Source organism: Streptomyces sp. WAC07094, from assembly GCF_036320405.1.
Taxonomy (GTDB): Bacteria; Actinomycetota; Actinomycetes; order Streptomycetales; family Streptomycetaceae; genus Streptomyces; species Streptomyces lannensis.
On the sequence record NZ_JAVMJZ010000001.1, the window covers coordinates 1,829,222 to 1,854,350 of the forward strand.

At 71.5% G+C, this 25,129-nt stretch carries 22 protein-coding genes; 8 read left to right on the forward strand and 14 right to left on the reverse strand.

Annotation, left to right across the window (positions count from 1 at the left end; genetic code table 11):
- Positions 1–375: 375 nt before the first annotated feature.
- Positions 376–867, reverse strand: a complete 492-nt coding sequence (locus RCR19_RS08005; protein ID WP_331264489.1) for a phage holin family protein — start codon at positions 865–867, stop codon at positions 376–378.
- A 136-nt stretch (positions 868–1,003) separates the two neighbouring features.
- Between RCR19_RS08005 and RCR19_RS08010 the strand changes: the two genes are divergently transcribed.
- Complete coding sequence (locus RCR19_RS08010) at positions 1,004–1,357, forward strand: VOC family protein (protein ID WP_331264490.1); 354 nt, start codon at positions 1,004–1,006, stop codon at positions 1,355–1,357.
- Between the two features lie 19 nt (positions 1,358–1,376).
- Here the strand turns inward: RCR19_RS08010 and RCR19_RS08015 are convergent, their stop codons facing one another.
- From RCR19_RS08015 to RCR19_RS08065, 11 genes are all read right to left on the reverse strand, one after another.
- Positions 1,377–3,356, reverse strand: coding sequence for a DUF5107 domain-containing protein (locus RCR19_RS08015; RefSeq protein WP_331264491.1), 1,980 nt, complete (start codon positions 3,354–3,356; stop codon positions 1,377–1,379).
- A 90-nt stretch (positions 3,357–3,446) separates the two neighbouring features.
- Positions 3,447–4,016, reverse strand: a complete 570-nt coding sequence (locus tag RCR19_RS08020; protein WP_331264492.1) for a GNAT family protein — start codon at positions 4,014–4,016, stop codon at positions 3,447–3,449.
- 171 nt (positions 4,017–4,187) lie between these two features.
- A complete protein-coding gene (locus RCR19_RS08025) occupies positions 4,188–5,111 on the reverse strand; it encodes an LD-carboxypeptidase (RefSeq protein WP_331264493.1) in 924 nt (307 codons plus the stop codon).
- Positions 5,108–7,105, reverse strand: a complete 1,998-nt coding sequence (locus RCR19_RS08030) for a prolyl oligopeptidase family serine peptidase (RefSeq protein ID WP_331269377.1) — start codon at positions 7,103–7,105, stop codon at positions 5,108–5,110. The genes RCR19_RS08025 and RCR19_RS08030 overlap by 4 nt, the downstream gene beginning before the upstream one ends.
- A gap of 44 nt (positions 7,106–7,149) precedes the next feature.
- On the reverse strand, positions 7,150–8,454 hold the full coding sequence (locus tag RCR19_RS08035; protein WP_331264494.1) for a M20/M25/M40 family metallo-hydrolase: 1,305 nt from the start codon (positions 8,452–8,454) through the stop codon (positions 7,150–7,152).
- Complete coding sequence (locus RCR19_RS08040) at positions 8,447–9,280, reverse strand: M55 family metallopeptidase (RefSeq protein WP_331264495.1); 834 nt, start codon at positions 9,278–9,280, stop codon at positions 8,447–8,449. Before RCR19_RS08040 ends, RCR19_RS08035 begins: the two co-directional genes overlap by 8 nt.
- 138 nt (positions 9,281–9,418) lie before the next feature.
- Positions 9,419–10,438: a Gfo/Idh/MocA family oxidoreductase gene (locus tag RCR19_RS08045; protein ID WP_331264496.1), complete on the reverse strand. Its 1,020-nt coding sequence runs from the start codon at positions 10,436–10,438 to the stop codon at positions 9,419–9,421.
- Positions 10,439–10,465: 27 nt separating this feature from the next.
- Complete coding sequence (locus tag RCR19_RS08050; RefSeq protein ID WP_331264497.1) at positions 10,466–11,368, reverse strand: sugar phosphate isomerase/epimerase; 903 nt, start codon at positions 11,366–11,368, stop codon at positions 10,466–10,468.
- Position 11,369: 1 nt separating this feature from the next.
- Positions 11,370–12,272, reverse strand: a complete 903-nt coding sequence (locus tag RCR19_RS08055; RefSeq protein ID WP_331264498.1) for an ATP-binding cassette domain-containing protein — start codon at positions 12,270–12,272, stop codon at positions 11,370–11,372.
- 5 nt (positions 12,273–12,277) lie between these two features.
- Positions 12,278–13,354 (reverse strand): ABC transporter permease, encoded by a 1,077-nt coding sequence (locus RCR19_RS08060; RefSeq protein WP_331264499.1) that lies wholly within the window; start codon positions 13,352–13,354, stop codon positions 12,278–12,280.
- Positions 13,354–14,376, reverse strand: a complete 1,023-nt coding sequence (locus tag RCR19_RS08065) for a sugar ABC transporter substrate-binding protein (protein ID WP_331264500.1) — start codon at positions 14,374–14,376, stop codon at positions 13,354–13,356. The genes RCR19_RS08060 and RCR19_RS08065 overlap by 1 nt, the downstream gene beginning before the upstream one ends.
- A gap of 318 nt (positions 14,377–14,694) precedes the next feature.
- Between RCR19_RS08065 and iolC the strand changes: the two genes are divergently transcribed.
- The 6 genes from iolC to RCR19_RS08095 all read left to right on the forward strand — a co-directional run bounded on the left by iolC (position 14,695) and on the right by RCR19_RS08095 (position 21,816).
- Complete coding sequence (iolC, locus tag RCR19_RS08070; RefSeq protein ID WP_331264501.1) at positions 14,695–15,651, forward strand: 5-dehydro-2-deoxygluconokinase; 957 nt, start codon at positions 14,695–14,697, stop codon at positions 15,649–15,651.
- Positions 15,652–15,711: 60 nt separating this feature from the next.
- A complete protein-coding gene (locus tag RCR19_RS08075) occupies positions 15,712–16,590 on the forward strand; it encodes a deoxyribose-phosphate aldolase (protein ID WP_331264502.1) in 879 nt (292 codons plus the stop codon).
- Positions 16,591–16,612: 22 nt separating this feature from the next.
- Positions 16,613–17,494 carry a 5-deoxy-glucuronate isomerase gene (iolB, locus tag RCR19_RS08080; protein ID WP_331264503.1) on the forward strand — a complete coding sequence of 294 codons (882 nt, stop codon included), beginning with the start codon at positions 16,613–16,615 and terminating at the stop codon, positions 17,492–17,494.
- Positions 17,495–17,531: 37 nt separating this feature from the next.
- Positions 17,532–19,415 carry a 3D-(3,5/4)-trihydroxycyclohexane-1,2-dione acylhydrolase (decyclizing) gene (gene iolD / locus RCR19_RS08085; protein ID WP_331264504.1) on the forward strand — a complete coding sequence of 628 codons (1,884 nt, stop codon included), beginning with the start codon at positions 17,532–17,534 and terminating at the stop codon, positions 19,413–19,415.
- A gap of 27 nt (positions 19,416–19,442) precedes the next feature.
- Positions 19,443–20,936 carry a CoA-acylating methylmalonate-semialdehyde dehydrogenase gene (locus RCR19_RS08090; protein ID WP_331264505.1) on the forward strand — a complete coding sequence of 498 codons (1,494 nt, stop codon included), beginning with the start codon at positions 19,443–19,445 and terminating at the stop codon, positions 20,934–20,936.
- A 124-nt stretch (positions 20,937–21,060) separates the two neighbouring features.
- Positions 21,061–21,816, forward strand: a complete 756-nt coding sequence (locus RCR19_RS08095; protein ID WP_331264506.1) for a GntR family transcriptional regulator — start codon at positions 21,061–21,063, stop codon at positions 21,814–21,816.
- Between the two features lie 115 nt (positions 21,817–21,931).
- Here the strand turns inward: RCR19_RS08095 and RCR19_RS08100 are convergent, their stop codons facing one another.
- Positions 21,932–23,089, reverse strand: coding sequence for a Gfo/Idh/MocA family oxidoreductase (locus RCR19_RS08100; RefSeq protein WP_331264507.1), 1,158 nt, complete (start codon positions 23,087–23,089; stop codon positions 21,932–21,934).
- Between the two features lie 110 nt (positions 23,090–23,199).
- Between RCR19_RS08100 and RCR19_RS08105 the strand changes: the two genes are divergently transcribed.
- Positions 23,200–24,207 carry a LacI family DNA-binding transcriptional regulator gene (locus RCR19_RS08105; RefSeq protein WP_331264508.1) on the forward strand — a complete coding sequence of 336 codons (1,008 nt, stop codon included), beginning with the start codon at positions 23,200–23,202 and terminating at the stop codon, positions 24,205–24,207.
- Between the two features lie 80 nt (positions 24,208–24,287).
- Here RCR19_RS08105 and RCR19_RS08110 read toward each other — a convergent pair whose 3' ends face one another.
- Positions 24,288–25,013 (reverse strand): class I SAM-dependent methyltransferase, encoded by a 726-nt coding sequence (locus tag RCR19_RS08110; protein ID WP_331264509.1) that lies wholly within the window; start codon positions 25,011–25,013, stop codon positions 24,288–24,290.
- Positions 25,014–25,129 lie beyond the last annotated feature (116 nt).

A 25,129-nucleotide genomic window follows, 5' to 3' on the forward strand; every position in this document is an offset into this window, starting at 1 on the left:
TGGTCCGGGCGCCCAAACGCCGTGGAACGGGCGATTCGCACCCGCCGCCGTCATGGTCCGGCCGGGTACCGGCGCGATGCCCGTGCGAAGGGACCCGTGACGGGGTCCGGCTGTTCTCCATGGGGGTGCTTCCTCACCGGTGCGGTCCGGTCCCGTGGATCGGACGGCACCGGGCGAGGGCGGCCCCGACGGGCGGTTCCGGCCTCCGTGGACCCCTGGGCGCCGGAACACGCCTCCCGGGGTCGGACCCCCTTCGCGTCCCGGTCGCCGAGGGCGACGGGGACGGGGGCGGCGTGGTCCGGGCCGACCGGCGGCCGGTCACCACGCGCGCCCCGCGATCCTTGGTGGGGCGTCCGACGGGGCTGCCGCCGTCGCTCACCGCGCTCGGTGATGCGGCGCCTCGGGATCCGGTCCGGGACCCCCGGTTCCCGGCTCGGGGACACCCGCACCCGGAACGCCGGGCGCGGTGGGGGGCGTCGGCGGGTAGGGCATCCCGCGCCCGCTCGGCGGCGCGGAGGGGGCCGTACCTCCGATGGCCGCGCCGTCGCCCGGCGAGGCCATCGTGCCGTGGCCGCTGCCGGAACGGGCCGCCCCGCGCAGCAGATAGGCCGCGACACCGAGCACCGCCGCCATGATCAGCGCTGCGGCCCAGCCGGGCAGACCCAGCGCGAGCACCAGGCCGAGGGCGAGTGCCAGCGCGGCACCCGCGTACAGACCGACGGCGCCGGAGGCGGCGTACAGCGCGGCCGTACGACGCTGCTTGCGCGTCTGCTCGCGCAGTTCGTCGCGTACGGCCTCACGGGCCACCTGCGCCAGCTCGTCGACCAGGTCCTTGTCCAGATGTTCCAGATGATCCAATCGATTCATGCCCGCCGGGTACCCGGACCCGGCACCGGGTAACGCCGCGCACCCGGCCTCGCACCGCCCGTGCCCGCCGGCCGGGAGGCCCGCGATCCGTCCGAAACGATCTCCTCCCCGCCCGGGCCCAACTAGGCTCGTGCACATGGAGATTCTGGGAGCCACGCTGCGGATCTGCGTCGACGACCTGGAGGCTTCGGTCCCGTTCTACGAGAGACTGGCGGGCGGTCCCGCCCTCCGTTTCGAGCGCGGCGGAGTCTCGGTGGCCGCGATCGGCTGCTTCCTGCTGATGAGCGGACCCGAGTCCGAACTCGAGATCCTGCGCAAGGTCTCGGCGACGATCGCGGTGGAGGACGTCGACGAGGCGCACCGGGTCCTGACCGGCTCGGGCGCCCGCGTCCTGGCGGGGCCGGTGGCCACGCCCGTCGGCCGCAACCTGATCGCCGTGCACCCGGACGGTTCGGTGTACGAGTACGCGGACCGCCGGCCGGCCGACTGACGGCCGGCGGCACCCCACGTCACTGCGGGCCTGCGGCTCCGGGGTCGCCGGGACGCATCCGGAAGTCGTACCGGGCGGGCAGCGGCTCGTCGGTGAGCTCGGCCCACAGCTCACCGATGGTCTCGGCGCCCTCCCGGAGGTCCGCGACCTCGAACCCGGCGTCGAAGACGGACCGGGCGCCCGCCCGGTCGCCCTCCGCGAGCAGCAGCCGGGCACCGAGCAGCCGGAACCGCCCGCGCTCGCGCGTCGCGGGATGCAGACGGTTCCACACCGCGCGTGCCGCTGCCACGCGGTGCACGGCCAGCAGGGTCTCGAGCGCCTCGCGGCCGAGCGCCGCCGTGGCGGCCGTCCAGCTCTCCCCGTCGTCGCGGCGCTCCCGGCACAGATCGTCGAAGGCTTCGGCGTACCGGTCGGCCGAGCGTTCCCGGTTACCGGCCTCCTGGTCGGCAACGGCGAGACAGCGCAGCAACGGCCACAGAGAAGGAGCCAGTTCGAGGGCCCGCTCCCAACTGCGCACCGCCTGGGCCCGATCGCCCGCATGCCACTGGGCCACCCCCAGGTGATACTCCGTCAGCGGCCGGGCCGGCGCGGTCTCCAGCATGTCCCGCCAGTGCGGTGCCACCAGAGTCTCACCGGGCGGCGCCACCCGACGCGGCTCGGGAAGGGAGCCGGTGAGCAGCAACTCCCGCCACGGCGCCTGCGCTTCGCCGAGCGTCGTCTCCTCGAACGGCGTGCCCGGCAGCTTGCCGCCGGACCGCAGCAGTTCGAGCGCGCCCCAGCCAGAGCCGACGGCGAGCGTCTCGCCGGGGTCCGCGTCCGCGTACGGCAGCCACGCCTCGTACGCGGCGTCGACCACCGGACGCGGCAGGGCCCCGTCGAGCCGGGCCTCGGCCCCGCTCACCACGGTGGTCCAATCCCCCTCCCGCTCGGCCTCGAGCGGCCCGTACGCCTCCAGCCACGACACCTCGCTCGCCGGCTCCAGCCGTACATGCTCCAACTGGGTGCGGGCGAGACCGGCCTGGATCTCGCAGTAGCCGCCCGTGCCCGGTTGGGTGAGCCACGACTGCCAGCGGCGCCCGCCGGTGCCCGTGCCCCACACGAAGAGCTTTCTGCCGCGCAGCACATCGGTCGACGTCTGCACCAGTCCGCGCCGGTCCTCGTCGAGCGCGGCGATCCAGCGGCGCCGCCCGTCGGGCACGTCGTAGAAGTAGTCGGCGGGATGGGCGCCGTTCATGGGGTAGGTGCGGTCGGCACCGTCGTACGTCGGCACCGGCACCCGGTGCAGCCGGCGTTCGTAGCCGAAGCGATAGGCCTCCTCGGCGGGGGCGAGCACCCGGCACTCCTCGGGCACCGCGATGTTGGACCACCAGTAGGTCGGCGCCGGCCTCTCGTGCGGATTGCGGATCCGGACGCCGACGTACAGGAAGTCGGAGCCCTCCGGCAGCCAGAGGTCCACCTGGAACGGCAGGTCGCGCAGGCGCTCCCACTCCCACAGGCGCAGCATCTCCCCGCCGTCGGGCGCGGTGACACGGGCCGCGTGCAGAGGAGAGCAGGAAAGGGTGGTGTGGCCCGTGGCACCGATGTTCCACTCGATGCCGCCGGAGAACCAGGCACCGTTGAGCGCGAAACAGGCGGGCTGGAACACCGGGTTGCGGTAGAGGAGTTCACGGCCCGTCGGCTTGTGGAACAGCGAGGCTATCCGCCCACCGAGGCCGGGCAGGACGGTGGCGCGCAGCCTGTCGTTCTCGATCACGACGGTGTCGATGTCCATGGGTGCGCGCGATCTGCCGTAACCGTCCCTCACCCGCACGGGCAGCAGACTGTGCAGCGGCTCCCAGCCGATCTGCCGGGCCATGTCGCGCGGCAGGTCCTCCCTGTCGCGGTCCTCGATGCGGTGCACCTCGTCGAGGGGCCGCAGCGGGGGCAGCGGGTTGTCCGCTCCCAGTGCCGCGGCGGGCACCGTCATTGTGTCCCGTCGTATCGTCGTCACGATCTCCATGGAACCCGCCCTCCGGCGAGCCGACCAGAGGCCCTGCCGGTCAGGATTCCGCAAAGGCGGACACAACGGCGCCCGCCAGGCGCAGAGGGCTCATCCGGCGTCGTGCGCCGAACGCCGGGAAGCGACCATCTCGGCCGTGATCGCCCAGCGTTCGTGGTCGCGCCACGCCCCGTCGATGTAGAGCATGTCGGGTGAGAAGCCCTCGAGACGGAATCCGCTGCGCCGGGCCAGGGCGATCGAGGCGGTGTTGCCGGGCTGGACGTTGATCTCCAGTCGGTGCAGCCCCATGGGTCCGAAGGCGTGGCCCACCACGAGGTCCAGGGCCTCCGTCATCAGCCCGCGTCCTGCGGCGTGCGCGAAGACGCCGTACCCGAGGGCCCCGCTCAGGAAGCCGCCTTCGACGATGTTGTTGATGTTGATGAACCCGGCGATGCTCCCGTTGTCCCTCTCGCAGACCAGGAACCCCGCTCTTGTCGGGTCCTCGATCAGCCGCCCCGCGTAGGCGGCGTACGCCTGGGCGCTGGTCGGCAGGAACAGCCACGGATGGTGGTGGTCCTTGCTCTCCCGGGCCCGGGCGGTGAACTCGGCGGCGTCCTCCTGGGCGAAGTGACGTATGCCCACGCGGGGGCCTTCGGCGAGATATCCAGGGGTGTCAGGCACCTCGACACCCTATGCGAAGCGGGGTCGGCCGCGGCGGGCTCCGGTACACGGCAGGGCCGGACCGGCGCCGGCAAAGGCCTGCGAGGCAGGACGAACCGGGTGGACGGCGGCGCCGGCCGATGGGCCGGACGGGTGACCGTTCCCGGAGCGCACGCTTCGGTCGCGCCCCCGCTATGCCAGGGCCGGCACGTCCAGGGTCAGCGTCCCCGCCTCCGCGTCCAGCTCGGCGCCGACGCCGAACGGAATCGTCAGCGCGCCCTCACCATGACCGAACCCGAACTCCTCCACGACCGGCACGCCGAGACCGCCGAGCCGGTCGACCAGTACCGTGCGCAGCAGTTCGTACGGCCCGCAGCGCTCCCACGACCCGAGTGCGATCCCGGCGACCCCGTCCAGCCAGCCGGAGCGCAGCAGCTGGGTGAGGATCCGGTCGATGCGGTACGCCTCCTCGGCCACGTCCTCGATCAGCAGCAGCCCGCCCCGGGCCCCGGACCGGGCGCCGGGGGTTCCCAGTTCGGAGGCGAGCATGCTCAGACAGCCGCCCAGGGTGACGCCGCGAGCGCGGCCGGGCACAAGCGCGGAGCCCGGCGACGCGATGGTCCGCACGCTCTCCGGCTCGAACAGCGTCGCACGCAGGTGGTCCTGCGCCCGTGTGTTCTTGATGAAGTCCACGGCGGACGCCATCGGCCCGTGCAGGGTCACCAGGCCGAGCCGGGACGCACACGCCTCGTGCAGTGCGGTGATGTCGCTGAAGCCGACCAGCACCTTGGGGCCGGCGGCGCGCAGCGCGTCCCAGTCGAGCAGCTCGACCATCCGCTGAGCCCCGTACCCGCCGCGGGCGCACAGCACCGCGGACACGTCCGGATCGCACCATGCGGCCTGGAAGTCGGCGGCCCGGTCGGCGTCCGTGCCCGCGAGATAGGGGAAGTCGGGGTGCCGGTCGAGCACGTGAGGGGCCACGACGGGGTCCAGTTCCCAGGCGCGCAGGATGTCCAGCCCGGCGGCGAGCCGCTCCTCGCGCACCGGCCCGCTCGGTGCGACGACGGCCACACGGGCACCGGGGCCGAGTCTGGGCGGTCGTACGAGAGGGGTCACGTGGTGAGCTCCAGAAGGGGAATGCCGGGTGGGTTCAGTCCGAAGACCTGTGCGTACAGCGACAGCTCGGCCTCCAGGGCGCGCACCATGGTCTCGGCCCGCCGGAAGCCGTGCCCCTCGCCCTCGAAGGCGATGTAGGCGTGCGGGACCGACCGTCCCGCGAGCCGGTCCAGGAACCGCTCGCACTGCACGGGCGGGCAGATGGCGTCGTCCAGTCCCTGAAGCAGCAGGAAGGGCGCGGTGATCCGGTCGGCGTGCTCGAGCGGCGACCGTTCGGCGTAGCGGGCGGGTACCTGCGCGTACGGCCCGACGAGCGAGTCCAGATACCGCGACTCGAAGTCGTGGGTCCCCCCGCTGCCCCAGTTCACCAGGTCGAGGACGGGGTAGATGATCGTGCCGCAGGCGTAGACGTCCGTCGTGGTCAGGGAGACGGCCGTGGTCCAGCCGCCCGCGCTGCCACCGCGCACGGCGAGCCGGTCACGGTCCGCGGTGCCCTCGTCGGCGAGGGCGAGTGCGACGGCGGCGCAGTCCTCGACGTCGACGACGCCCCACTGTTCGCGCAGACGGTTGCGGTACTCCCGGCCGTATCCGGTGGAGCCGCCGTAGTTGACCTCGGCGACGCCGATGCCACGCGAAGTGAAGTAGGCGATCTCCAGATCGAGGACGAGTGACGCACGACCGGTCGGACCGCCGTGTGCCCACACCACGTACGGCGGCAGCTCGTCGGCGGGCGCGATGTGGCCGGGGTGGTGCGGCGGATAGATGTGGGCGTGGATCTCGCGGCCGCCCGGGCCGGCGAAGGTGCGGATCTGCGGTTCCGGGTAGTGGGCGGGATCCACCGGGTCCCGGTGGGCCGCGCCGATGACCCGGGGAGGACCGGTGGGGGCACCAGGACGCGCGTCCGTACGGTCCTGCGCCGGCAGGTCCAGCTCGACGACCTCGGGGAAGCTGCGCGGACTGGCACCGACGGCGACGACGCGGCTGCCGTGCACGGCGAGCGTGGCGGCGAACTCGGTCCACGGCCCGGCCGCGTCGACCACTTCGCCGCTCTCCGGGTCGAGGATGCCCAGCCGGCCGGCGCCGCGGCCGTGCACGACGGCGATCAGCCCGTTCTCCAGCGGGGCGAACCAGCGTTGCCCGACCTTCCACAACGGCCCTGCGAACTCCTCCTCGCGGGGGCACAGCGGCTCGCCGTCGCGGTACAGATTCCACCAGCCGGTGCGGTCACTGGCGTACAGCAGGGAGCCGTCGGGCGCCCACTCGGCCTGGGCGATCGACTCCTCGGGGCCTCCGGCGACGGTGTGCGGCTTGCGCAGGGTCCCGTCCTCGGCCACCTCGGCGACGATCAGCTCGGTGCCGTCCCACGGCATGCGCGGATGGTCCCAGGCGAGCCAGGCCGCGCGCCGGCCGTCCGGCGAGAGCCGGGGCCCGGTGACGAAACGGTGGTGAGCGTCGGTGAGTTCACGCACGGCGTCCCGGTCCCTGGCCGCCGAACCGTCCAGCGGCACCGCGACGGCCACCCGCCGTACGTCCGTCGGCCCGTCACCGGTGAACTCCTCGAGGACGCACCAGACTTCACCGCGTTCCGGATGCAGCCGCGGGTCGACCCAGCGCAGTCCGCCGCCCACCGGTGACAGGGGGCTGAGCGGGCGCGGCTCGGCACCGCCTGCCGTGGGCTCGTACGCGTACAGCCGCTGGTCGGCGAAGTTCACGAACACCACCAGTGGCCCGTCCGGACCCGATACCGCGGCCCAGGGCCGGCCGCCGTACTCCATGACCCGGCTGCGCACGTTCCACGGAGGGGGGAGCACCGACTCCTGCGTGCCGTCCGCCGTGCGGCGCACGAGTGTGCGGCGTCCGCCCTCGGCCGGGCGCGGCTCGGTCCACCACGCCTCCTCGCCCACGAAGTCCACGGCCTCGGGCTGTCCGTCGTGCGCGGCGGCGAGCGCCGCGTCGATGGCCGAGGGCCAGGCCCCGTACGGCAGTGTCCGCATCGTCGTCTCCCCCGTTTCGCTCATCGTCTTCTCCCCCACGTCCCTCATGCCGTGCGCAGAAAGCGGTCCAGGACCCGGACGCCGAAGCGCAGCGCCTCGACCGGCACGCGCTCGTCGACTCCGTGGAACAGCGCCTGGTAGTCGAAGCCCTCGGGAAGCTTCAGCGGCGCGAACCCGTAGCCGGTGATGCCGAGGCGCGAGAACTGCTTGGCGTCCGTGCCGCCGGACATGCAGTACGGCACCACGTGCCCCTCGGGCGCGAACTCCTCCACCGCGGCGCGCATCCGGGCGTACGTCGGTGAGTCCAACGGTGCCTGGAGTGCCACCTCGTGATGGTGGAACTCCCAGTCCACGTCGGGGCCGGTGAGCTCGTCGAGGGTCGTGCGGAACTCGTCCTCGCCGCCCGGGAGATAGCGTCCGTCGACATGGGCGACGGCCTCTCCCGGGATCACATTGACCTTGTATCCGGCGTCGAGCATGGTCGGGTTGGCGCTGTTGCGGACGGTCGGCGCCACCAGAGCGGCGGCCGGCCCGAGCTTGTCCAGCAGGCCGTCCACATCGTCCAGGTCGGCGTCGAGGCCGTACAGGGCGGCGAGTTCGACGAGCGCCGCGCGCGCCGTCGGTGTCAGTCTGAGGGGCCACTCGTGCGCGCCGATGCGCGCGACGGCCGCGGAGAGCCGGGTGACCGCGTTGTCACGGTTGATCTTGGAGCCGTGACCGGCGCGGCCGTGGGCGGTGAGCTTGAGCCAGCCGGTGCCCCGCTCACCCGCGGCGATCGGATAGATCTGCCGCCCGGCGCCGTCGTGGAAGGTGAACGCGCCCGACTCGCTGAGCCCCTCGGTGCATCCTTCGAAGAGGTCGGCGTGCCGGTCCGCGAGGAAGCCGGAGCCGTCCTGGGCGCTCGCCTCCTCGTCGGCGGTGAAGGCGATGACGAGGTCGCGGCGCGGGCGTACGCCCGAGCGCGCCCATGAGCGCACGACCGCCAGGATCATCGCGTCCATGTTCTTCATGTCGACCGCGCCCCGGCCCCAGACGACGCCGTCGCGGACCTCGCCGGAGAACGGGTGCACGCTCCAGTCGGCGGCCTCCGCCGGCACCACGTCGAGATGGCCGTGCACGAGAAGGGCGTCTGCCGAGGGATCGGTGCCCTCGATACGGGCGACGACGTTCGTCCGGCCCTCGGTGCGCTCCAGCAGGGTGGGTTCCAGGCCCGCCTCGGCCAGCGACGCCGCCGCGTACTCGGCGGCGGGCCGCTCCCGGCAGTCGCCGCCACCGCGGTTCGTGGTGTCGATGCGGATGAGGTCGGACGTGAAGCGCACGACCTCCTCGAGTGCCTGCTCGTCAGCCATACTGCTCCTCCACCGCGGCCGAGACGATCGTGGTGACCGCCTTGAAGGTCCGGATCCCCTCGTACATGGTCTCGCTCGTGTACGCCACCTTTCGCTCGCCGACGCGGTCCACGCCCGGCACGACGGTGGCGGCCATGGCCAGATGCTCCGCGTCGAACTCCAGTGTCACGGTGAACGGCCCGCCTCTCACCGGATCGTGACGCACCGCCAGCAGGGTCGCCTCCTTGGCGGCCGCGCGGATGTCGGCGGCGGTCCTGGCCGGGGTGCGGCACACGGCCGCGTACCGCGAGACATGGTCCTTCACGGCGACCTTGAGCGCCTCCGGCGCGTATCCGAGTGCGTCCTCGCAGGCGACGTCGTCGCCGGTGACGAGGACGACCGGCACCCCGTACTCGGCGACCACGTGCGCGTTCAGCAGGCCCTCGCTGGCGCGGACGCCGTTCAGCCAGACCCCGGTGATCGAGTTCGCGAGGTAGGTGTGCGCCAGTACACCCTCCGTGCCGGCGCCCGCGTGGTAGCCGATGAACGCGACGCCGTCCACGTCCCCGTGCTGCACGCCCTCCACCATGGACAGGGACTTGTGCCGGCCGGTGAGCATCTGCGCCCGCTCGTCCAGCCGCTCGAGGAGCAGATTGCGCATGCTCCAGTGGGCCTCGTTGATCAGCACCTCGTCGGCGCCGCCGTCGAGGAAGCCGAGCACGGCGGCGTTCACGTCCGAGGTGAACATCGACCGGCATCGCTCCCACTGCGGCGTCCCGGGCAGCACGTCGGCCGGCCAGGTCACACCGGTGGCGCCCTCCATGTCGGCGCTGATGAGGATCTTCATGCCAGGCAACTTACGCGCTCGCGACGACGCGCGCCCAGCCCTGTGGAAAAGTGTCCCGCCACCGCCGCCCGTCTGCCGCGATGCCTCGGGGGACGTCGTGCACGACCGGTCCGCGACCGGCCGCGCACGACGCACGTCTCAGCGGTACAGCGCAGGGCGCTCGATCAGTTCGACCTCCGTGCGGCGCCCCTCCGTCTGGGCGCGCACCCCCGCCTCGCAGACCGCCGCCGCGGCGTAACCGTCCCAGACGCCGGGCCCGGTCACCTCACCGCGCCGGGTGGCGTCGACCCAGGCCTGCACCTCGCGGTCGTACGCCTCCTCGAAGCGCTCCACGAAGTCCTGGGCGATGGTCCCGCCCCAGCGCCCCGCCGCGTTGGTGACCATGGCGTGCCCGTCCCCGATCCGGGCGGTGCCGCGCTCGCAGACCGCCTCGGCCTGCACCTGGTAGCCGAAGCCGCAGTTGACGAAGATCTCGACGTCGACGAGGGCGCCGCCGTCGGTCTCCAGGACGACGAACTGCGGGTCGGCGAGGCCCTCCGGAGCGACGTCCGAGGGTGTCGGGCGCAGCACCGTCACCGCCGTGATCTCCTGCCCGAGCAGCCAGCGCGTGACGTCCATCTCGTGCACGACGGAGTCGTTGATGAGCATCGCGTCCGTGAAGCCGGGCGGGCTCGACGCGTTGCGGTGCCGGTTGTGCAGCATGAGCGGGCGGCCCAGCTGTCCGCTGTCCAGCAGCGCCTTGAGCTTCACGTACTCGGCGTCGTAGCGCCGCATGAAGCCCACCTGGACCCGGCGGTGGCCAAGCCGTTGCTCGGCCTCGAGGACTCTGAGCGCGGAGGCCGCGTCGGGGGTGAGCGGCTTCTCGCACAGGACGGGCAGGTCGCGTTCGAAGGCGGCGAGCAGCGCCGACTCGTGCGCGGGGCCGGGAGAGGCGATCAGTACCGCGTCGACGTCGGCGGCGGCCATCGCCGCGGCCGGTTCGGTGTAGGCCGTGCAGCCCTCGACGCCCGCCGCGACGTTCTTGGCGCGTTCCGCGTCCACGTCCACGACGGCGGCCACCCGGGCCCCGCTGATCACCTCGCTGATGCGGCGCACATGGTCGGCGCCCATCCGCCCGGTACCGATGACGGCGACTCCGAGCGTTCCACGCTGGGTCATGGTGGTCGTTCGTCCCTTCGGGGGTGATCAGGCGCCGCAGGAGCGGAGGAACGCGCGGGTGCGTACGGCGATGGGCAGCGGCTTGTCCGGCGCGCAGGGGTACATGTCCTGCTCGACGATGGCGAAGAGGTCGACGCCGAGTCCCTGGGCGGCGGCGAGGACGGGCTCGAGCGCCGGAACGCCCGCGGGGGGCTCGCACATCACTCCGCGCTGGACGGCGGGGCCGAAGGGCACTCCGTTCGAGACGACGTCGGCGAGGATCTCCGGGTCCACCTGCTTGAGGTGCAGATAGCCGATGCGCTCGCCGTAGGTCTCGATGAGCTTGACGCTGTCGCCGCCGCAGTAGGCGTAGTGCCCGGTGTCCAGGCAGAGGTTGACGAGGTCGGAGTCGGTCGAGTCGAGGAAGCGCTCGACGTGGGCCTCGGTGTCGATGTGGGTGTCGGCGTGCGGGTGCACGACGATGTCCAGGCCGAAGGTCTCCTTGACCTCGTGACCGAGCCGTTCCATGCCCTTGGTGAGGTGTGCCCACTGCTCGGTGGTGAGCTCCGACGGCTCGATGATCTCGGCGGTCTTGTCGTCCCGCCAGAAGGAGGGGATGACCACGAGGTGTTTCGCGCCCATCGCCTGGGTGAGCGCGGCGACCTGGCCGACGTGCTTCCAGGTGGACTCCCACACGGACGGTCCGCGGTGCAGGGAGGTGAAGACCGTGCCGGCCGACACCTTCAGGTCCCGCTTGGCCACCTCGTCCGTCAGACGTGCCGGGTCGGTCGGCAGGTAGCCGTACGGGCCGAGCTCGATCCAGGAGTACCCGGCGTCGGCGACCTCGTCCAGGAAGCGTTCCCAGGGCACCTGCTGCGGGTCGTCGGGGAACCAGACGCCCCAGGAGTCGGGTGCCGAGCCGACCCGGATGCGGTCCAGGGCTTGCGTCATGTCAGGAATTCCCTTCGGAGGATGCCGCCATGGGTGCCTGGAGGTCCTTCGCTTCGGGGAGCTCCTCGACGTCGACGCCGCGGACCTGCGCCAACTCGTGCTTGAGGGCGGCGAGTTCGGCGCCGCCTGCCATGTGGTTGGTCAGCTCCTCTAGGCTGACCTCGCTGCGGTCGGCGCTGAGTTCAAGGGTGCCGAGGCGCAGTACGTTGAAGTGGTCGCCGACCATGTATGCGTGGTGGGGGTTGTGGGTGATGAAGATGACGCCGAGGCCGCGGTCGCGGGCGGCGGCGATGTACTTCAGGACGACACCGGACTGCTTGACCCCGAGCGCGGCCGTGGGCTCGTCGAGGATCAGGACACGAGCACCGAAGTAGACGGCGCGTGCGATGGCGACGCACTGGCGCTGGCCGCCGGACAGCGTCCCGATGGGCTGTTCGAGGTCGTCCAGCACGATCCCCATGTTCCGCAGCTCTTCGTCCGCGGTCTTTTTCATCCGGGCGATGTCGAGACGGCGGACCGGCCAGGGGCCCTTCGTCATCTCGGAGCCGAGGAAGAAGTTGCGCCAGACCGGCATGAGCGGCACGGTGGCCAGGTCCTGGTAGACGGTGGCGATGCCCCGGTCCAGGGCCTCGCGCGGGGTGCTGAAGCGCACGGCCTCGCCGTCGACGAGGAACTCGCCCTCGGTGTGCTGGTGCAGACCGGAAATGATCTTGATCAGGGTGGACTTGCCGGCGCCGTTGTCGCCGAGGACGCAGGTGACCTTGCCGGGGTGGACGGCGAGGTCGACTCCGTGCAGGGCGCGGATGTTGCCGTACGACTTGCCCGTGCCGCGCAGTTCGACGACGGGAGTCCCGTCGGCCGCGGTGGCCTGGTCGTTGTTCTTGCCGGTGTCAGCGGTCGTCATGGGGGTCACCTCCGGGTCGCAGACTTCTGGACCCACAGATTGATGAGCGTGGCGCCGAGGAGCATCACGCCGAGGAAGGCCTTGAACCAGTCGGGGTTCCAGCCGGCGTAGACGATGCCCTGGCTCACCATGCCGAACATGAAGGCGCCGAACACCGGGCCGATCGCGGAGCCGTAACCACCGGTCAGCAGACAGCCGCCGATCACCGCGGCGGCGATGTAGATCAGCTCCTGGCCGACGCCCTCACCCGACTGCACGGTGTTGAAGGCGAACAGCTGGTGCATGCCCACGAACCAGGCGCCGAAGCCGACCAGCATGAACAGCGAGATCTTGGTGAACTTCACGGGCACGCCGACGGCCCGTGCGCTGTCCTTGTTGCCGCCCACCGCGAAGATCCAGTTGCCGTACTTGGTGCGCAGCAGCACCCAGGTCGCCAGGGCCGCGAAGAACAGCCACCACAGGACGGTGACCTTGAACTGGACGCCCCCGACGGTGAACGACGACGAGAAGACCGCCTTGGCCTGGTCGAAGCCGTCCATGTCGCTGATGTCGTCGGTCGCCACATTGCCCGTGATCAGCTTGGTGACCGCGAGGTTGATGCCCTGCAGACCCAGGAAGGTGCCGAGGGTGACCAGGAAGCTGGGCAGCCCGGTGCGCACCATCATCCACCCGTTGAACGCTCCGACGGCGAGCGAGACGACGAGCGCGACGATCACGCCCACCCAGACGTTCATGGTGAGTTGGAAGCTCACCATGCTGGCGGTCAGCGCGGAGGTGATCACCGCGACGCCGGCCGACAGGTCGAACTCGCCGCCGATCATCAGCAGGGCCACGGGCAGCGCCATGATCCCGATGGTGGACGACTGGTAGAGGACGGTGGCCATGGCGCTGCCCGAGCGGAACGTGGGTGCCATGGCGAAGAAGAAGACGAACACCGCGACGGCGCCGAGGAAGACGCCGACCTCGGGCCGGGCCAGCAGCCGCAGCACGAGGGAGCGCTGTGCCGTCCGGCCGTCGCGCTCCTTGGGGCCGGAGGCCGGCGGTGAGGTCACCGCCGGCGCAGCCTGCTGGGACATGGTCATCACCTGGTGCCCTTCGCGGCGAAGGTGGCGATGGTGTCGACGTTCGACTTGTCGACGAAGGCCGGGCCGGTCAGCACCGGCTGCTCACCGCCGCCGCTGTAGTTGCCGTTGTTCTTGTACAGCCACAGGGAGTCGACCGCGAGGTAACCCTGGAGGTAGGGCTGCTGGTCGACGGCGAACTGGATGTCGCCCTTCTTGATGGCGCTGGTCAGGTCCTTGTTGAGGTCGAACGTGGCGACCTTCGCCTTGCTGCCCGCGTCGGCCAGCGACTGCACAGCCGTCAGCGCGAACGGCGCGCCGAGCGTGACGACGTAGTCGACCGAGCTGTCCTGCTTGAGCTTTGCCGTGATCGTCGACTTCACCGACGGCATGTCGGTGCCGTTGACGTAGAGGATCTGGGTCTTGCCGCTGAACGTCTTCTTCACACCGTCGCAGCGCTGGGAGAGCCCGATGTTGCCCTGCTCCTGGATCACGCAGACGGTGCTCTTCGCGCCGACCTCGTTCAGCTTCTTGCCGAGCGCCTCGCCCGCCACGCTCTCGTCCTGCCCGAAGAACTCCATCAGGCCGAGCTTCTGCCAGTCGCTCACCCCCGAGTTGAGGCCCACGACCGGGATGCCCGCGGACTTGGCCTTGCCCACGACGTCCTTCATCGCGTCCGGCTTGGCCAGGGTGATCGCGATGCCGTCGACCTTCTGGTCGACCGCGTTCTGGACCAGGTTGGCCTGGTTGCCGGCGTTCGGGTCGGCGGAGTAGACGAGCTTGATGTTGTCCTTGGCGGCGGCCGCCTCGGCGCCCTTGCGGACGATGTCCCAGAAGGTGTCGCCCGGCGCCTGGTGGGTGACCAGCGCGACCGTCATACGGGGTGTGTCCGCCTTGCCCGCGGCGGCGCCGGAGCTGCTTTCCTCCGCCTTCTTTCCACCCGAGCTGCTGGAGCAGCCGGCGACGAGCAGCGCCGACGCCGCCGCTATCGCGACGAGCGGGGCGACCCTGAGGGAACGGCGGGGGTGAAACGTGCGATCCATCTTTCCTGCACCTCACTGTGCGACCGGGGGGAAAGGGGACGGGAGGGACGACGCCGGACGGGATGTCCCGCCCGGGTCCGGACGGGATGTCCGGGTAGGTACCGGGTGAACCGGCGGATTCGCTGGGACGGGATACAAACCCCTGCGACACCCGCCTGTCAATACTTTGTTAAGACATCATTTCAGAAGCAGGTCCGAATGTAAGAACAAAGTCTTGACAGGGGCAACCCGTGCGGCCTACACCTGTGAGGCATCCGGGCCCCGATGTCCCGCCTTGCGGACATCCGACCCCGCATCCCTGTACGAGGAGCGACGCTCATGCCTGAGCCTGCCGAACATTTCGATCTCATCACCATGGGGCGCATAGGTGTGGATCTCTACCCGCTGCAGACCGGTGTGCCGCTCCCCCAGGTCGAATCCTTCGGAAAGTTCCTCGGCGGCTCCGCGGCCAACGTGGCGGTGGCGGCGGCGCGGCTCGGCCGCAACACGGCGGTGATCACCCGGACCGGCGACGACCCCTTCGGGACCTATCTGCACCAGCAGCTGGGGGAGTTCGGCGTGGACGACCGGTTCGTCACACCCGTGGCGGCCCATCCGACCCCGATCACGTTCTGCGAGATCTTCCCGCCGGACGACTTCCCCCTGTACTTCTACCGCCGGCCCAAGGCACCCGACCTCGAGATCCACGCCGACGAACTGGACTTCGACGCCATCCGTTCGACCCGCATCTTCTGGATGACCGGCACCGGTCTGAGCGAGGAGCCGAGCCGTTCGGCCACGCTCGCCGCCCTCGCGGCCCGGGACAAGGCCGGCATCACGGTCTTCGACCTCGACTGGCGCCCCATGTTCTGGAGCGACCCCGCCTCGGCGCGGCCCTACTACGCGCAGGCACTGCGCCACGCCACCGTGGCCGTCGGCAACCTCGACGAATGCGAGATCGCAACCGGCGTACGCGAACCGCAGGCCTGTGCGCGGGCGCTGCTGGACGCCGGCGTGGAACTGGCGGTCGTCAAGCAGGGACCCAAGGGTGTGCTCGCCGTGCACCGCGACGGCACGACGGCCGAGGTGCCGCCCGTACCCGTCGAGGTGGTCAACGGACTCGGCGCCGGTGACGCGTTCGGCGGCTCGCTCTGCCACGGACTGCTCTCGGGCTGGCCGTTGGAGAAGACCATGCGCCACGCCAACGCGGCCGGGGCGCTGGTCGCCTCCCGTCTCGCCTGCTCCTCCGCGATGCCGACCGAACCGGAGGTCGCCGGCCTCCTCGCACGCGACTGACCGTCCCGCCGAGGCCTCTCGCACGCGGCCGACGGCCGCCACCCCTGAACGGAGCCTGTCTTGACCATCAGCATCCCCGACCTCGCCACGGTGCGCGCCCGTCACCCGGAGGCCATCGCCGAGGCCGCGGCACGCCGGGTGCGCAGACCGCTGATCGGCGACAGCGGCCGGATCATGATCGTGGCCGCCGACCATCCGGCCCGTGGGGCTCTCGGCGTCGGAGACCACCGGTTGGCCATGGCCAACCGGGCCGATCTGCTGGAGCGCCTGTGCGTCGCGCTGGCCCGGCCCGGTGTGGACGGGGTGCTGGCCACGGCCGACATCCTGGAGGACCTCCTGCTCCTCGGCGTTCTGGACGACAAGGTCGTCATGGGTTCCATGAACCGCGGCGGACTCGCGGGCGCCGCCTTCGAGATGGACGACCGCTTCACCGGCCACCGCCCCGAGGACATCGAGCGGCTGCGCTTCGACGCCGGAAAACTACTGCTGCGCATCGACTACGAGGACCCCGGCTCCCTGCGCACCCTGGAGTCCGCCGCCCGCGCGGTCGACGACATGGCCGCGCGGAGGCTGCCGCTGTTCGTCGAGCCGTTCCTGTCCCGCAGGATCGACGGCAGGGTGCGCAACGACCTGGGCGCCGAGGCCGTGTCCCGCTCCATAGCCATCGCCTCGGGGCTCGGCGGCACCTCCGCCTACACCTGGCTCAAGCTGCCCGTCACCGACGACCCCGACGAGACCGCGGAGGCTCTGGAGACGTCCACCCTGCCCGCCGTGCTGCTCGGCGGCGAGGTCGGCAAGGACCAGGAGGGTGCGTACGAGAAGTGGCGCAAGGCGCTGCGCCTGCCCACCGTGCAGGGCATGGTCGTCGGCCGATCCCTGCTGTATCCCGCCGAGGGCAGTGTGGAGACCGCGGTCGACACCGCGGTCGGCCTGCTGTGACACCGCAACGACGAAGGGCATCATGACCACCACGCACCACCTTCCCGCGGGCAGGGCCGCCACCGGCGACCACACCGTCGACGTCTCCCCCGAATCCGCCGGATGGGGCTACTCCAGCCTGCGGGTGCTCGAACTGCCGCCGGAGGGCCGGCACTCCTTCGACACCGGCGACAGCGAGTGGATCGTGCTCCCCCTGTCGGGCTCCTGCACCGTGGCCGTCGGTGACGACACCTTCCGGCTGCACGGCCGCGCGAGCGTGTTCAGCGGCGTCAGCGACTTCGCCTATGTGCCGCGCGACGCACAGGTGGCGATCACGACCCACGAGGGCGGCCGGTTCGCGCTCACCGGCGCCCGCTGCGAGCGCCGGCTGCCCGCGCGCTACGGCCCCGCCTCCTCCGTCCCGGTCGAACTGCGCGGCACCGGCAACTGCTCGCGCCAGGTCAACAACTTCGGAGCCGCCGGGGTGTTCGAGTGCGACCGGCTGATCGCCGTCGAGGTGATCACACCGGGCGGCAACTGGTCCTCCTTCCCGCCGCACAAGCACGACGAGCGCCGGCCCGGGGAGGAGTCCGAACTGGAGGAGATCTACTACTTCGAGTTCGCCGCCCACGACGGCACACCCGGGCTCGGCTACCAGCGGGTCTCCCCCTCCGGTCACGCCGGGGGGACGGACGTGCTGGCGGAGGTGCGTGACGGTGACGTCGTCCTCATCCCGGACGGCTGGCACGGCCCGTCGATGGCCGTGCCCGGCCACGACATGTACTACCTGAACGTCATGGCCGGACCCGACCCCGACCGCGCCTGGCTGATCTGCGACCACCCCGACCACGCATGGATCCGCGACACCTGGCCCGAGCAGCCCGTCGACCCCCGCCTCCCGCTCTACGCCGCCCCCGCCCAGTGAAGTCCTTCGCGTACGAAGCCGTCCGAATGAGGTCCCGATGAGCCACCCGAACCAGTCAGTGCGCCGCCTGACCGTCGCCCAGGCACTGGTGCAGTTCCTGTCCGCGCAGTACAGCGAGCGCGACGGCGTACGGCACCGGCTGATCGCCGGCACCTGGGGCATCTTCGGCCACGGGAACGTCGCCGGGATCGGCCAGGCGCTGCTCGAGGCCGGCGAGGAGGCCATGCCCTTCCACCAGGGCCGCAACGAACAGGCGATGGTGCACGCCGCCGTCGGCTACGCCCGCCAGCGGGGCCGGCTCTCCACGCAGGCCGTCACCACCTCCATCGGGCCCGGCGCCACCAACCTGGTCACCGGAGCCGCGCTCGCCACCATCAACCGTCTCCCGGTCCTGCTGCTGCCCGGCGACTACTTCGCCGCGCGCCCGGCCGACCCGCTGCTCCAGCAACTGGAACACCCCGTCGAGGCAGACGTGTCCGTCAACGACACGCTCCGCCCCGTCTCCCGCTGCTTCGACCGGATCACGCGCCCCGAGATGCTGATCCCGTCGGCGCTGAACGCCATGAGGGTGCTGACCGACCCGGCCGAGACCGGCGCGGTCACCCTCGCCCTGCCGCAGGACGTGCAGGCGGAGGGGTACGACTGGCCGGAGGAGTTCTTCGCCGAGCGCGTCTGGCACGTGCGCCGTCCCGCACCCGACCGCACGGAGCTGACGGAGGCCGTCCGCGCGATCCGCGCGGCCGAACGGCCGTTGATCGTGGCAGGCGGCGGCGTCCACCACAGCGAGGCCGAGGAGGCGCTGAAGTCGCTGGTGGACGCCACCGGCATCCCGGTCGCCTCCACCCAGGCGGGCAAGGGTTCGCTGCGCCACGACCACCCGGCCGACCTCGGCGGCATCGGGCACACCGGCACCGCCGTCTGCGACGACCTCGCGCGCACCGCCGACCTGGTCATCGGGGTCGGCACCCGCTACAGCGACTTCACCACCGCGTCCCGCACGCTGTTCCAGAACCCCGGCGTCCGGTTCGTCAACCTCAACATCACCGCCTTCGACGCCCACAAGCTCGCCGGCCGCACCCTGGTGGCCGACGCACGGTCGGGTCTGGAGGCACTGTCCGACGGCCTTGCCGGCCATCACGTGAGCGACGCGTACGTGGCCGAGTACCGTGCGGGCAAGGAGCGCTGGGAACAGGTCGTAGAGGCCGCCTTCCGCGCGGACGACGACAACGCCGTACCGACCCAGACCCAGGTCCTCGGCGCCCTGGACTCGGTCGTGGGCGACGACGACGTGGTGATCAACGCGGCCGGCTCGCTCCCCGGCGACCTGCACAAGCTGTGGCGGGCCCGCTCGCCCCGCCAGTACCACCTCGAGTACGGCTACTCCTGCATGGGTTACGAGATCCCGGCCGGGATCGGTGTCCAGCAGGCCGCGCCGGGTACGCCGGTGTGGTCGCTGGTCGGCGACGGCACCTATCTGATGATGCCCACCGAGATCGTCACCGCCGTCCAGGAGGGCCTGCCGGTCAATCTGGTCCTCATCCAGAACCACGGCTACGCCTCCATCGGGGGCCTGTCCGAGGAGACAGGCGGCGAACGCTTCGGAACCGCCTATCGCCACCGCGCCGCCGACGGGACCTTCACCGGGGCCCCGCTGCCGGTGGACCTCGCCGCCAACGCCGGAAGCCTCGGTATGGACGTGCTGCGTGCCAAGACCGTGCGGGAACTGCGTGACGCGCTGGCCGCGGCGCGCGCATCCGACCGGCCCACCTGTGTCTACGTCGAGACCGACCCGGCGCCCACCGCGCCCGGCGCCGAGGCCTGGTGGGACGTGCCCGTCGCCGAGGTCGCCTCCCGCCCGGCCGCCCTGGCCGCCCGCGAGCGGTACGACCGGCACACCGCCGGCCGCCGGCACCACCTCTGACCCCCGCTCACGAAAGGCCCCCGCACCATGAAGACCATCAGCCACTGGATCGGCGGCAAGCCCGTCGAGGGCACCTCGGACCGCTTCGGTCCCGTCTACAACCCGGCCACCGGCGCCCGGGAGAAGCAGATCGCCTTCGCCACCGTGGACGAGGTCGACGCCGCCGTCGCCGCCGCGAGGGCGGCCTTCGAGAGCTGGGGACAGTCCTCGCTCGCCAAGCGCACGGCGATCCTGTTCAAGTTCCGCGAACTGCTGGACGCGCACCGCGACGAGATCGCCGAGCTGATCACGGCCGAGCACGGCAAGGTGCACTCGGACGCTCTCGGCGAGGTCGCGCGGGGCATGGAGATCGTCGAACTGGCCTGCGGAATCTCCGAGAAGCTGAAGGGCGAGCTGTCCACCCAGGTCTCCACCCGTGTGGACGTCGCCTCGATCCGCCAGCCACTCGGCGTGGTCGCGGGCATCACGCCGTTCAACTTCCCCGCGATGGTGCCGATGTGGATGTTCCCGCTGGCCATCGCGACCGGCAACACCTTCGTGCTGAAGCCCAGCGAGAAGGACCCGTCCGCCTCCTTCCGGCTCGCCGAGCTGCTGGCCGAGGCGGGCCTGCCGGACGGGGTCTTCAACATCGTGCAGGGTGACAAGGTGGCCGTCGACCGGCTCCTCGAGCACCCGGACGTGGCCGCGGTCTCCTTCGTCGGCTCCACCCCGATCGCCAAGTACATCCAGCTCAAGGCGGTCGAGCACGACAAGCGCGTGCAGGCCCTCGGCGGCGCCAAGAACCACATGCTGGTCCTGCCGGACGCCGACCTGGACTTCGCGGCCGACCAGGCCATCAACGCTGCCTACGGTTCGGCCGGCGAGCGCTGCATGGCCGTCTCGGTCGTGGTGGCGGTCGGAGACACCGGTGACGAGCTGGTCGGCAGGATCGCCGAGCGGGCGAAGAGCCTGCGCATCGGCCCCGGAGACGACCCGGCGTCGGAGATGGGCCCTCTCATCACGCGTGAGCACCGCGACAAGGTGGCCTCGTACGTGGCGAGCGCGGCCGATCAGGGGGCCGAGGTCGTGGTCGACGGCACGGGCTACTCGGTTCAGGGCCACGAGGACGGCTTCTTCATCGGCGTCTCGCTGCTGGACAGGGTGCCGGTGACGGCGGACGCGTACCGGGACGAGATCTTCGGCCCGGTGCTGTGCGTGGTGCGCGCCGAGACCTACGACGCCGCCGTCGAGCTGATCAACGCCTCCCGCTGGGGCAACGGCACCGCGATCTTCACCAGGGACGGCGGCGCCGCGCGCCGCTTCCAGCTGGAGGTCCAGGCGGGCATGGTCGGCGTCAACGTGCCGATCCCGGTGCCCGTCGGCTACCACTCCTTCGGCGGCTGGAAGAACTCGCTCTTCGGCGATCTGCACGTCTACGGCAACGACGGCATCGCCTTCTACACCCAGGGCAAGGTGATCACCACACGGTGGCCCGACCCGGCCGACGGCGGTATCAACCTCGGCTTCCCGAGCAACTCCTGAGGCATGCGGTGGCCGGTGCGGGAAGGGCGGTACACCCTCCCTCACCGGCCACCTCCGGATCTATTGTCAGGACAATGTGATGACAAGGGTTCCTGTCAACCAGTCCCCCGCCTATCCTCTCCCCGTGAGCACTTCCAGCCCCGCGACCCTCGACTTCACCCTCGACCGCAGCAGCCCGGTCCCGCTCTACTACCAGCTGGCCCAGCAGCTCGAGGCGGCGATCGAGCACGGCGCACTGGGCCCGGGCAGCCTGCTGGGCAACGAGATCGAGCTCGCCGGGCGGCTGGGGCTCTCCCGCCCCACGGTCCGCCAGGCCATCCAGTCGCTGGTGGACAAGGGGCTGCTGGTCCGCCGCCGGGGCGTGGGCACCCAGGTCGTGCACAGCCAGGTCAAGCGCCCGCTGGAACTCAGCAGCCTCTACGACGACCTCGAGTCCGCCGGGCAGAAGCCCGCGACACGGGTGGTGCGCAACGAGGTGGTGCAGGCGTCGGCGGAGGTCGCCGCCGCTCTGGGCATCGCCGAGGGCGACGACGTACGCCATATCGAGCGGCTTCGGCTGGCCCACGGCCAGCCGATGGCCTATCTGTCCAATTACGTGCCGGTGGCCCTTCTGGACCTCGACACGGAGAGGCTGGAGGCGACGGGCCTATACCGCATGATGCGTGGCGTCGGCATCACCCTGCACAGCGCCAGGCAGTCCGTCGGCGCCCGCTGCGCCACACCCGAGGAGGCCGAGCGACTGGGCGAACCGGAGGGCGCCGCCCTGCTCACCATGCAGCGCACGGCCTACGACGACACGGGCCGGGCCGTCGAGTACGGCACCCACATCTACCGCGCCTCGCGCTACGCCTTCGACTTCCAGCTCCTCGTCAGGCCCTGACAGCGTGCGCCGGGCGGGAAGACGCCGGGCGCACGGGGGCTCCCGCCAACCCGGCAGCGGCCCGGCGGGTCATCGTCCCGCCGGGCCGGTTCCCGGAGCGGGCGCACACACCCGTTCACACCACCGGACTGACCCACCCGCGCCGCTCGGCCGAACCGCTCATGGCGTCCAGCGCCGCGGCGCTGTGCACGGCGTCGTCGAGGGTCGGACCGTACGCGGTGCCCTCCTCGACCGACCGCAGGAAGTGGTACGCCTCGATGACCTTCAGGTCGTCGTAGCCCATCGCGTTCGCCGCGCCGGGCTGGAAAGCGGCGTACTCACCGTGGCCCGGCCCGACGTGGAGGGTGCTGACGGGCTGGTCCTGATAGGTGGTGCCGCGGCTGATGCGGAGTTCCCCCATGCGCCGGAAGTCCCAGAACACCGCGCCGCGGGTGCCGTGGATCTCGAAGCCGTAGTTGTTCTGCTCGCCGACCGAGACCCGGCAGGCCTCCAGGACACCGCGGGCGCCGGAGGCGAAGCGCAGCAGGCAGTTGACGTAGTCCTCGTTCTCCACAGGTCCCGGGGCCCCACCGGTGGCCCGGGTGTGGCCCGCGGTGGCGCTCGTGGGGCGGGCGCGTTCGGGAATGAAGACGGCGGTGTCCGTGGCCAGCGACTCGATCTCGCCGACCAGGAACCGGGCCAGGTCCACCCCGTGCGAAGCGAGGTCGCCAAGGACCCCGCCACCGCCGCGCTCGCGCTCGTAACGCCAGGTCAGGGCACCCTCGGGGTGTGCCGCGTAGTCGCTGAGGAGACGGATGCGCACATGGGTGACGGTGCCGATGTCACCGGAGGCGATCAGCTCGCGAGCGGCGGCGACGGCCGGCGCATTGCGGTAGTTGAAGCCCACCGTGCCCCGGACACCGGCCTTCGTCACGGCGCCCGCGACGGCGCGGGCGTCCTCGACGGTGAGGCCGACGGGCTTCTCGATCCAGATGTGCTTGCCGGCCTCGGCCATGGCGACGCCGATCTCGCGGTGCAGGAAGTTCGGCGCGGCGATGCTCACCGCATGCACCCGCGGGTCGGCGGCGATCTCGCGCCAGTCCCGGACGGCCGTCGCGAAGCCGTAGCGGCCGGCGGCCTCCTCGGCGCGACCGGGCACGTCGTCGGCGACGGCGACCAGTTCGGGCCGCAGGGACAGCTGCGGGAAGTGGTGCGGCACACGGACGTAGGCCTGGGTGTGCACCCGCCCCATCCAGCCGAATCCCACGACGGCGACGCCGAGCCTGCTCACCATGACTGCCCTTCTTTGGACCGGTCCAGGAACCTATTCCCTCACACTGGTGGCCATCTCTGCACTTGTCAACGCCTTTGACAAGCACAGGAGCCATATGGAACGGTCCAGAAATGAGACCGCCGACCATCCGCGATGTGGCCGAACGGGCCGGGGTGTCCAAGTCGCTGGTCTCCCTGGTGCTGCGCGGCTCCGACCAGGTACGCCCGGAGAAGCGGCGGGCCGTGCTGGCCGCCGTCGAGGAACTGGGCTACCGCCCCAACGCCGCCGCGCGCAGCCTCAGCGAACGGCGCACCCGCACCGTCGGCGTCCTGCTGAACGACATGCGCAACCCCTGGTTCGTGGAACTGCTCGACGGCCTCAACTCCCTGCTGCACGACTCCGGTCTGCACACCCTGCTGGCCGACGGGCATCTCAACCGGCGTCTCGGCGAGGACCTCACCCGCACCTTCACCGACCTGAGGGTCGACGGACTGATCGCCGTCGGCACGCTCCCGCCCTCCGAGGCACTGCGCACGGCGGCGGCCCGTGTCCCCACGGTCGTCGCGGGCGCCCGCGAGCCGGAGCTGCCGTCGGTCGACATCGTCGCGGGCGACGACGAGCGCGGCGCCCGTCTCGCCACCGAGCACCTCATCGGCCTCGGGCACCGCCGGATCGCGCACATCGCCGGGCAGGGGGTGGTCGGCGCACTGCGGCGGCGCGGCTTCGAGGGTGTCATGCGTGAGCACGGTCTCGCGGACACGGCCGTGGTCGAGCAGGGCGATCTGACGGAGGAGGGCGGCTACCGGGCCGCGGTGCGCCTCCTCGGCGGCCGTGAACGCCCCACCGCCGTCCTCGCGTTCAACGACATAGCGTGTGTCGGCGCCCTGTCCGCCGCCGAGGAGCTCGGACTCCGGGTACCGCGCGACCTCTCCCTCGTCGGGTACGACAACACCTATCTCTCCCGCCTGCGCCACCTGTGGCTCACCACGGTGGACAACGGCAGTCACGACGTCGGGCGCCGCGCCGCCCAGTGCCTGCTCGACCGCATCACCGACCCCGCACGCCCGGCCGAACTGGTGCTCAGGCCCCCCTCCCTGGAGATCAGGGGCACGACGGCGGCACCGGGGACGGGGGCCTGACGAAGCCCGCGGGCGGGGTGGGCGCTGCGTGGCCCCTCCGCCTTGTCCCGGACGCCGTGTCCGGTCGGCAGCTCCCCGGCTCAGGCCTGCCGACCCGCGACGATCCACTTCGACGGCAGCTCGATGCGTGTGCCGTCTCCCGAGCGCTCCGTGGTGACCAGCGGAAGGTCACCGCTCGCCAGAACATCGAGACCGGCCGAGCGCAGATACTCCGGCACCGCCGCATCGGCCACCTCTCCGGGCGCGATGCCGTGCCGGAAGACGGGGGCGAGCTTGGCGGGCGGCCCCTCGGCGCTCCGGGCCAGACCCTTGAGCACATGTCCGGCCGCTTCGGCGAGTTCGACGAGGAAGACCCGGCCGCGCTCCCCCACCAGGGTCGCGATGCCGTCCACGAGCGACTGCCGGTCGTCGGGCTCGCACTGGTGGAGGACACCACGCACATAGACGTTGGTGTCGCCGAGTTCGGCGTGCAACGTCTCCGTCTCGCTCTTCTCGGCGGCGTCCAGCAGGCGGTAGCCGGCCTGGCCCGCGGGGTCGGCACGGCGGGCGTGATCGAGCGCCGAGGGCGACAGGTCGGCGCCGACGACATGACGGAAGTGGTCCGCCAGGAAACGCGTCTGAGTGCCGTTGCCGCAGCCGAGGTCGACGACGGGCAGGGCGGGGTCGGCCAGCAGCGGTGCGAACAGGGTGAGGTGGACGCCGGCGGTCAGGGCCGGTTCGGCATCCCAGAAGACCGCGCCCGGTTCGTCGGGGGCCTCCCGCCAGAAGTCCTCCCAGGCCTGTCTGTACCGACTCGTCACGCTCATGACCAACTCCCGGGTACGACGTGCAACCCGCCGCGACGACGGGCGAGATCGGTCTACCGCGCCCGGAGCCCGGGGACAAGCGTGCGGCGCCTTCCTTCACCGCGCCTTCGAGTCGT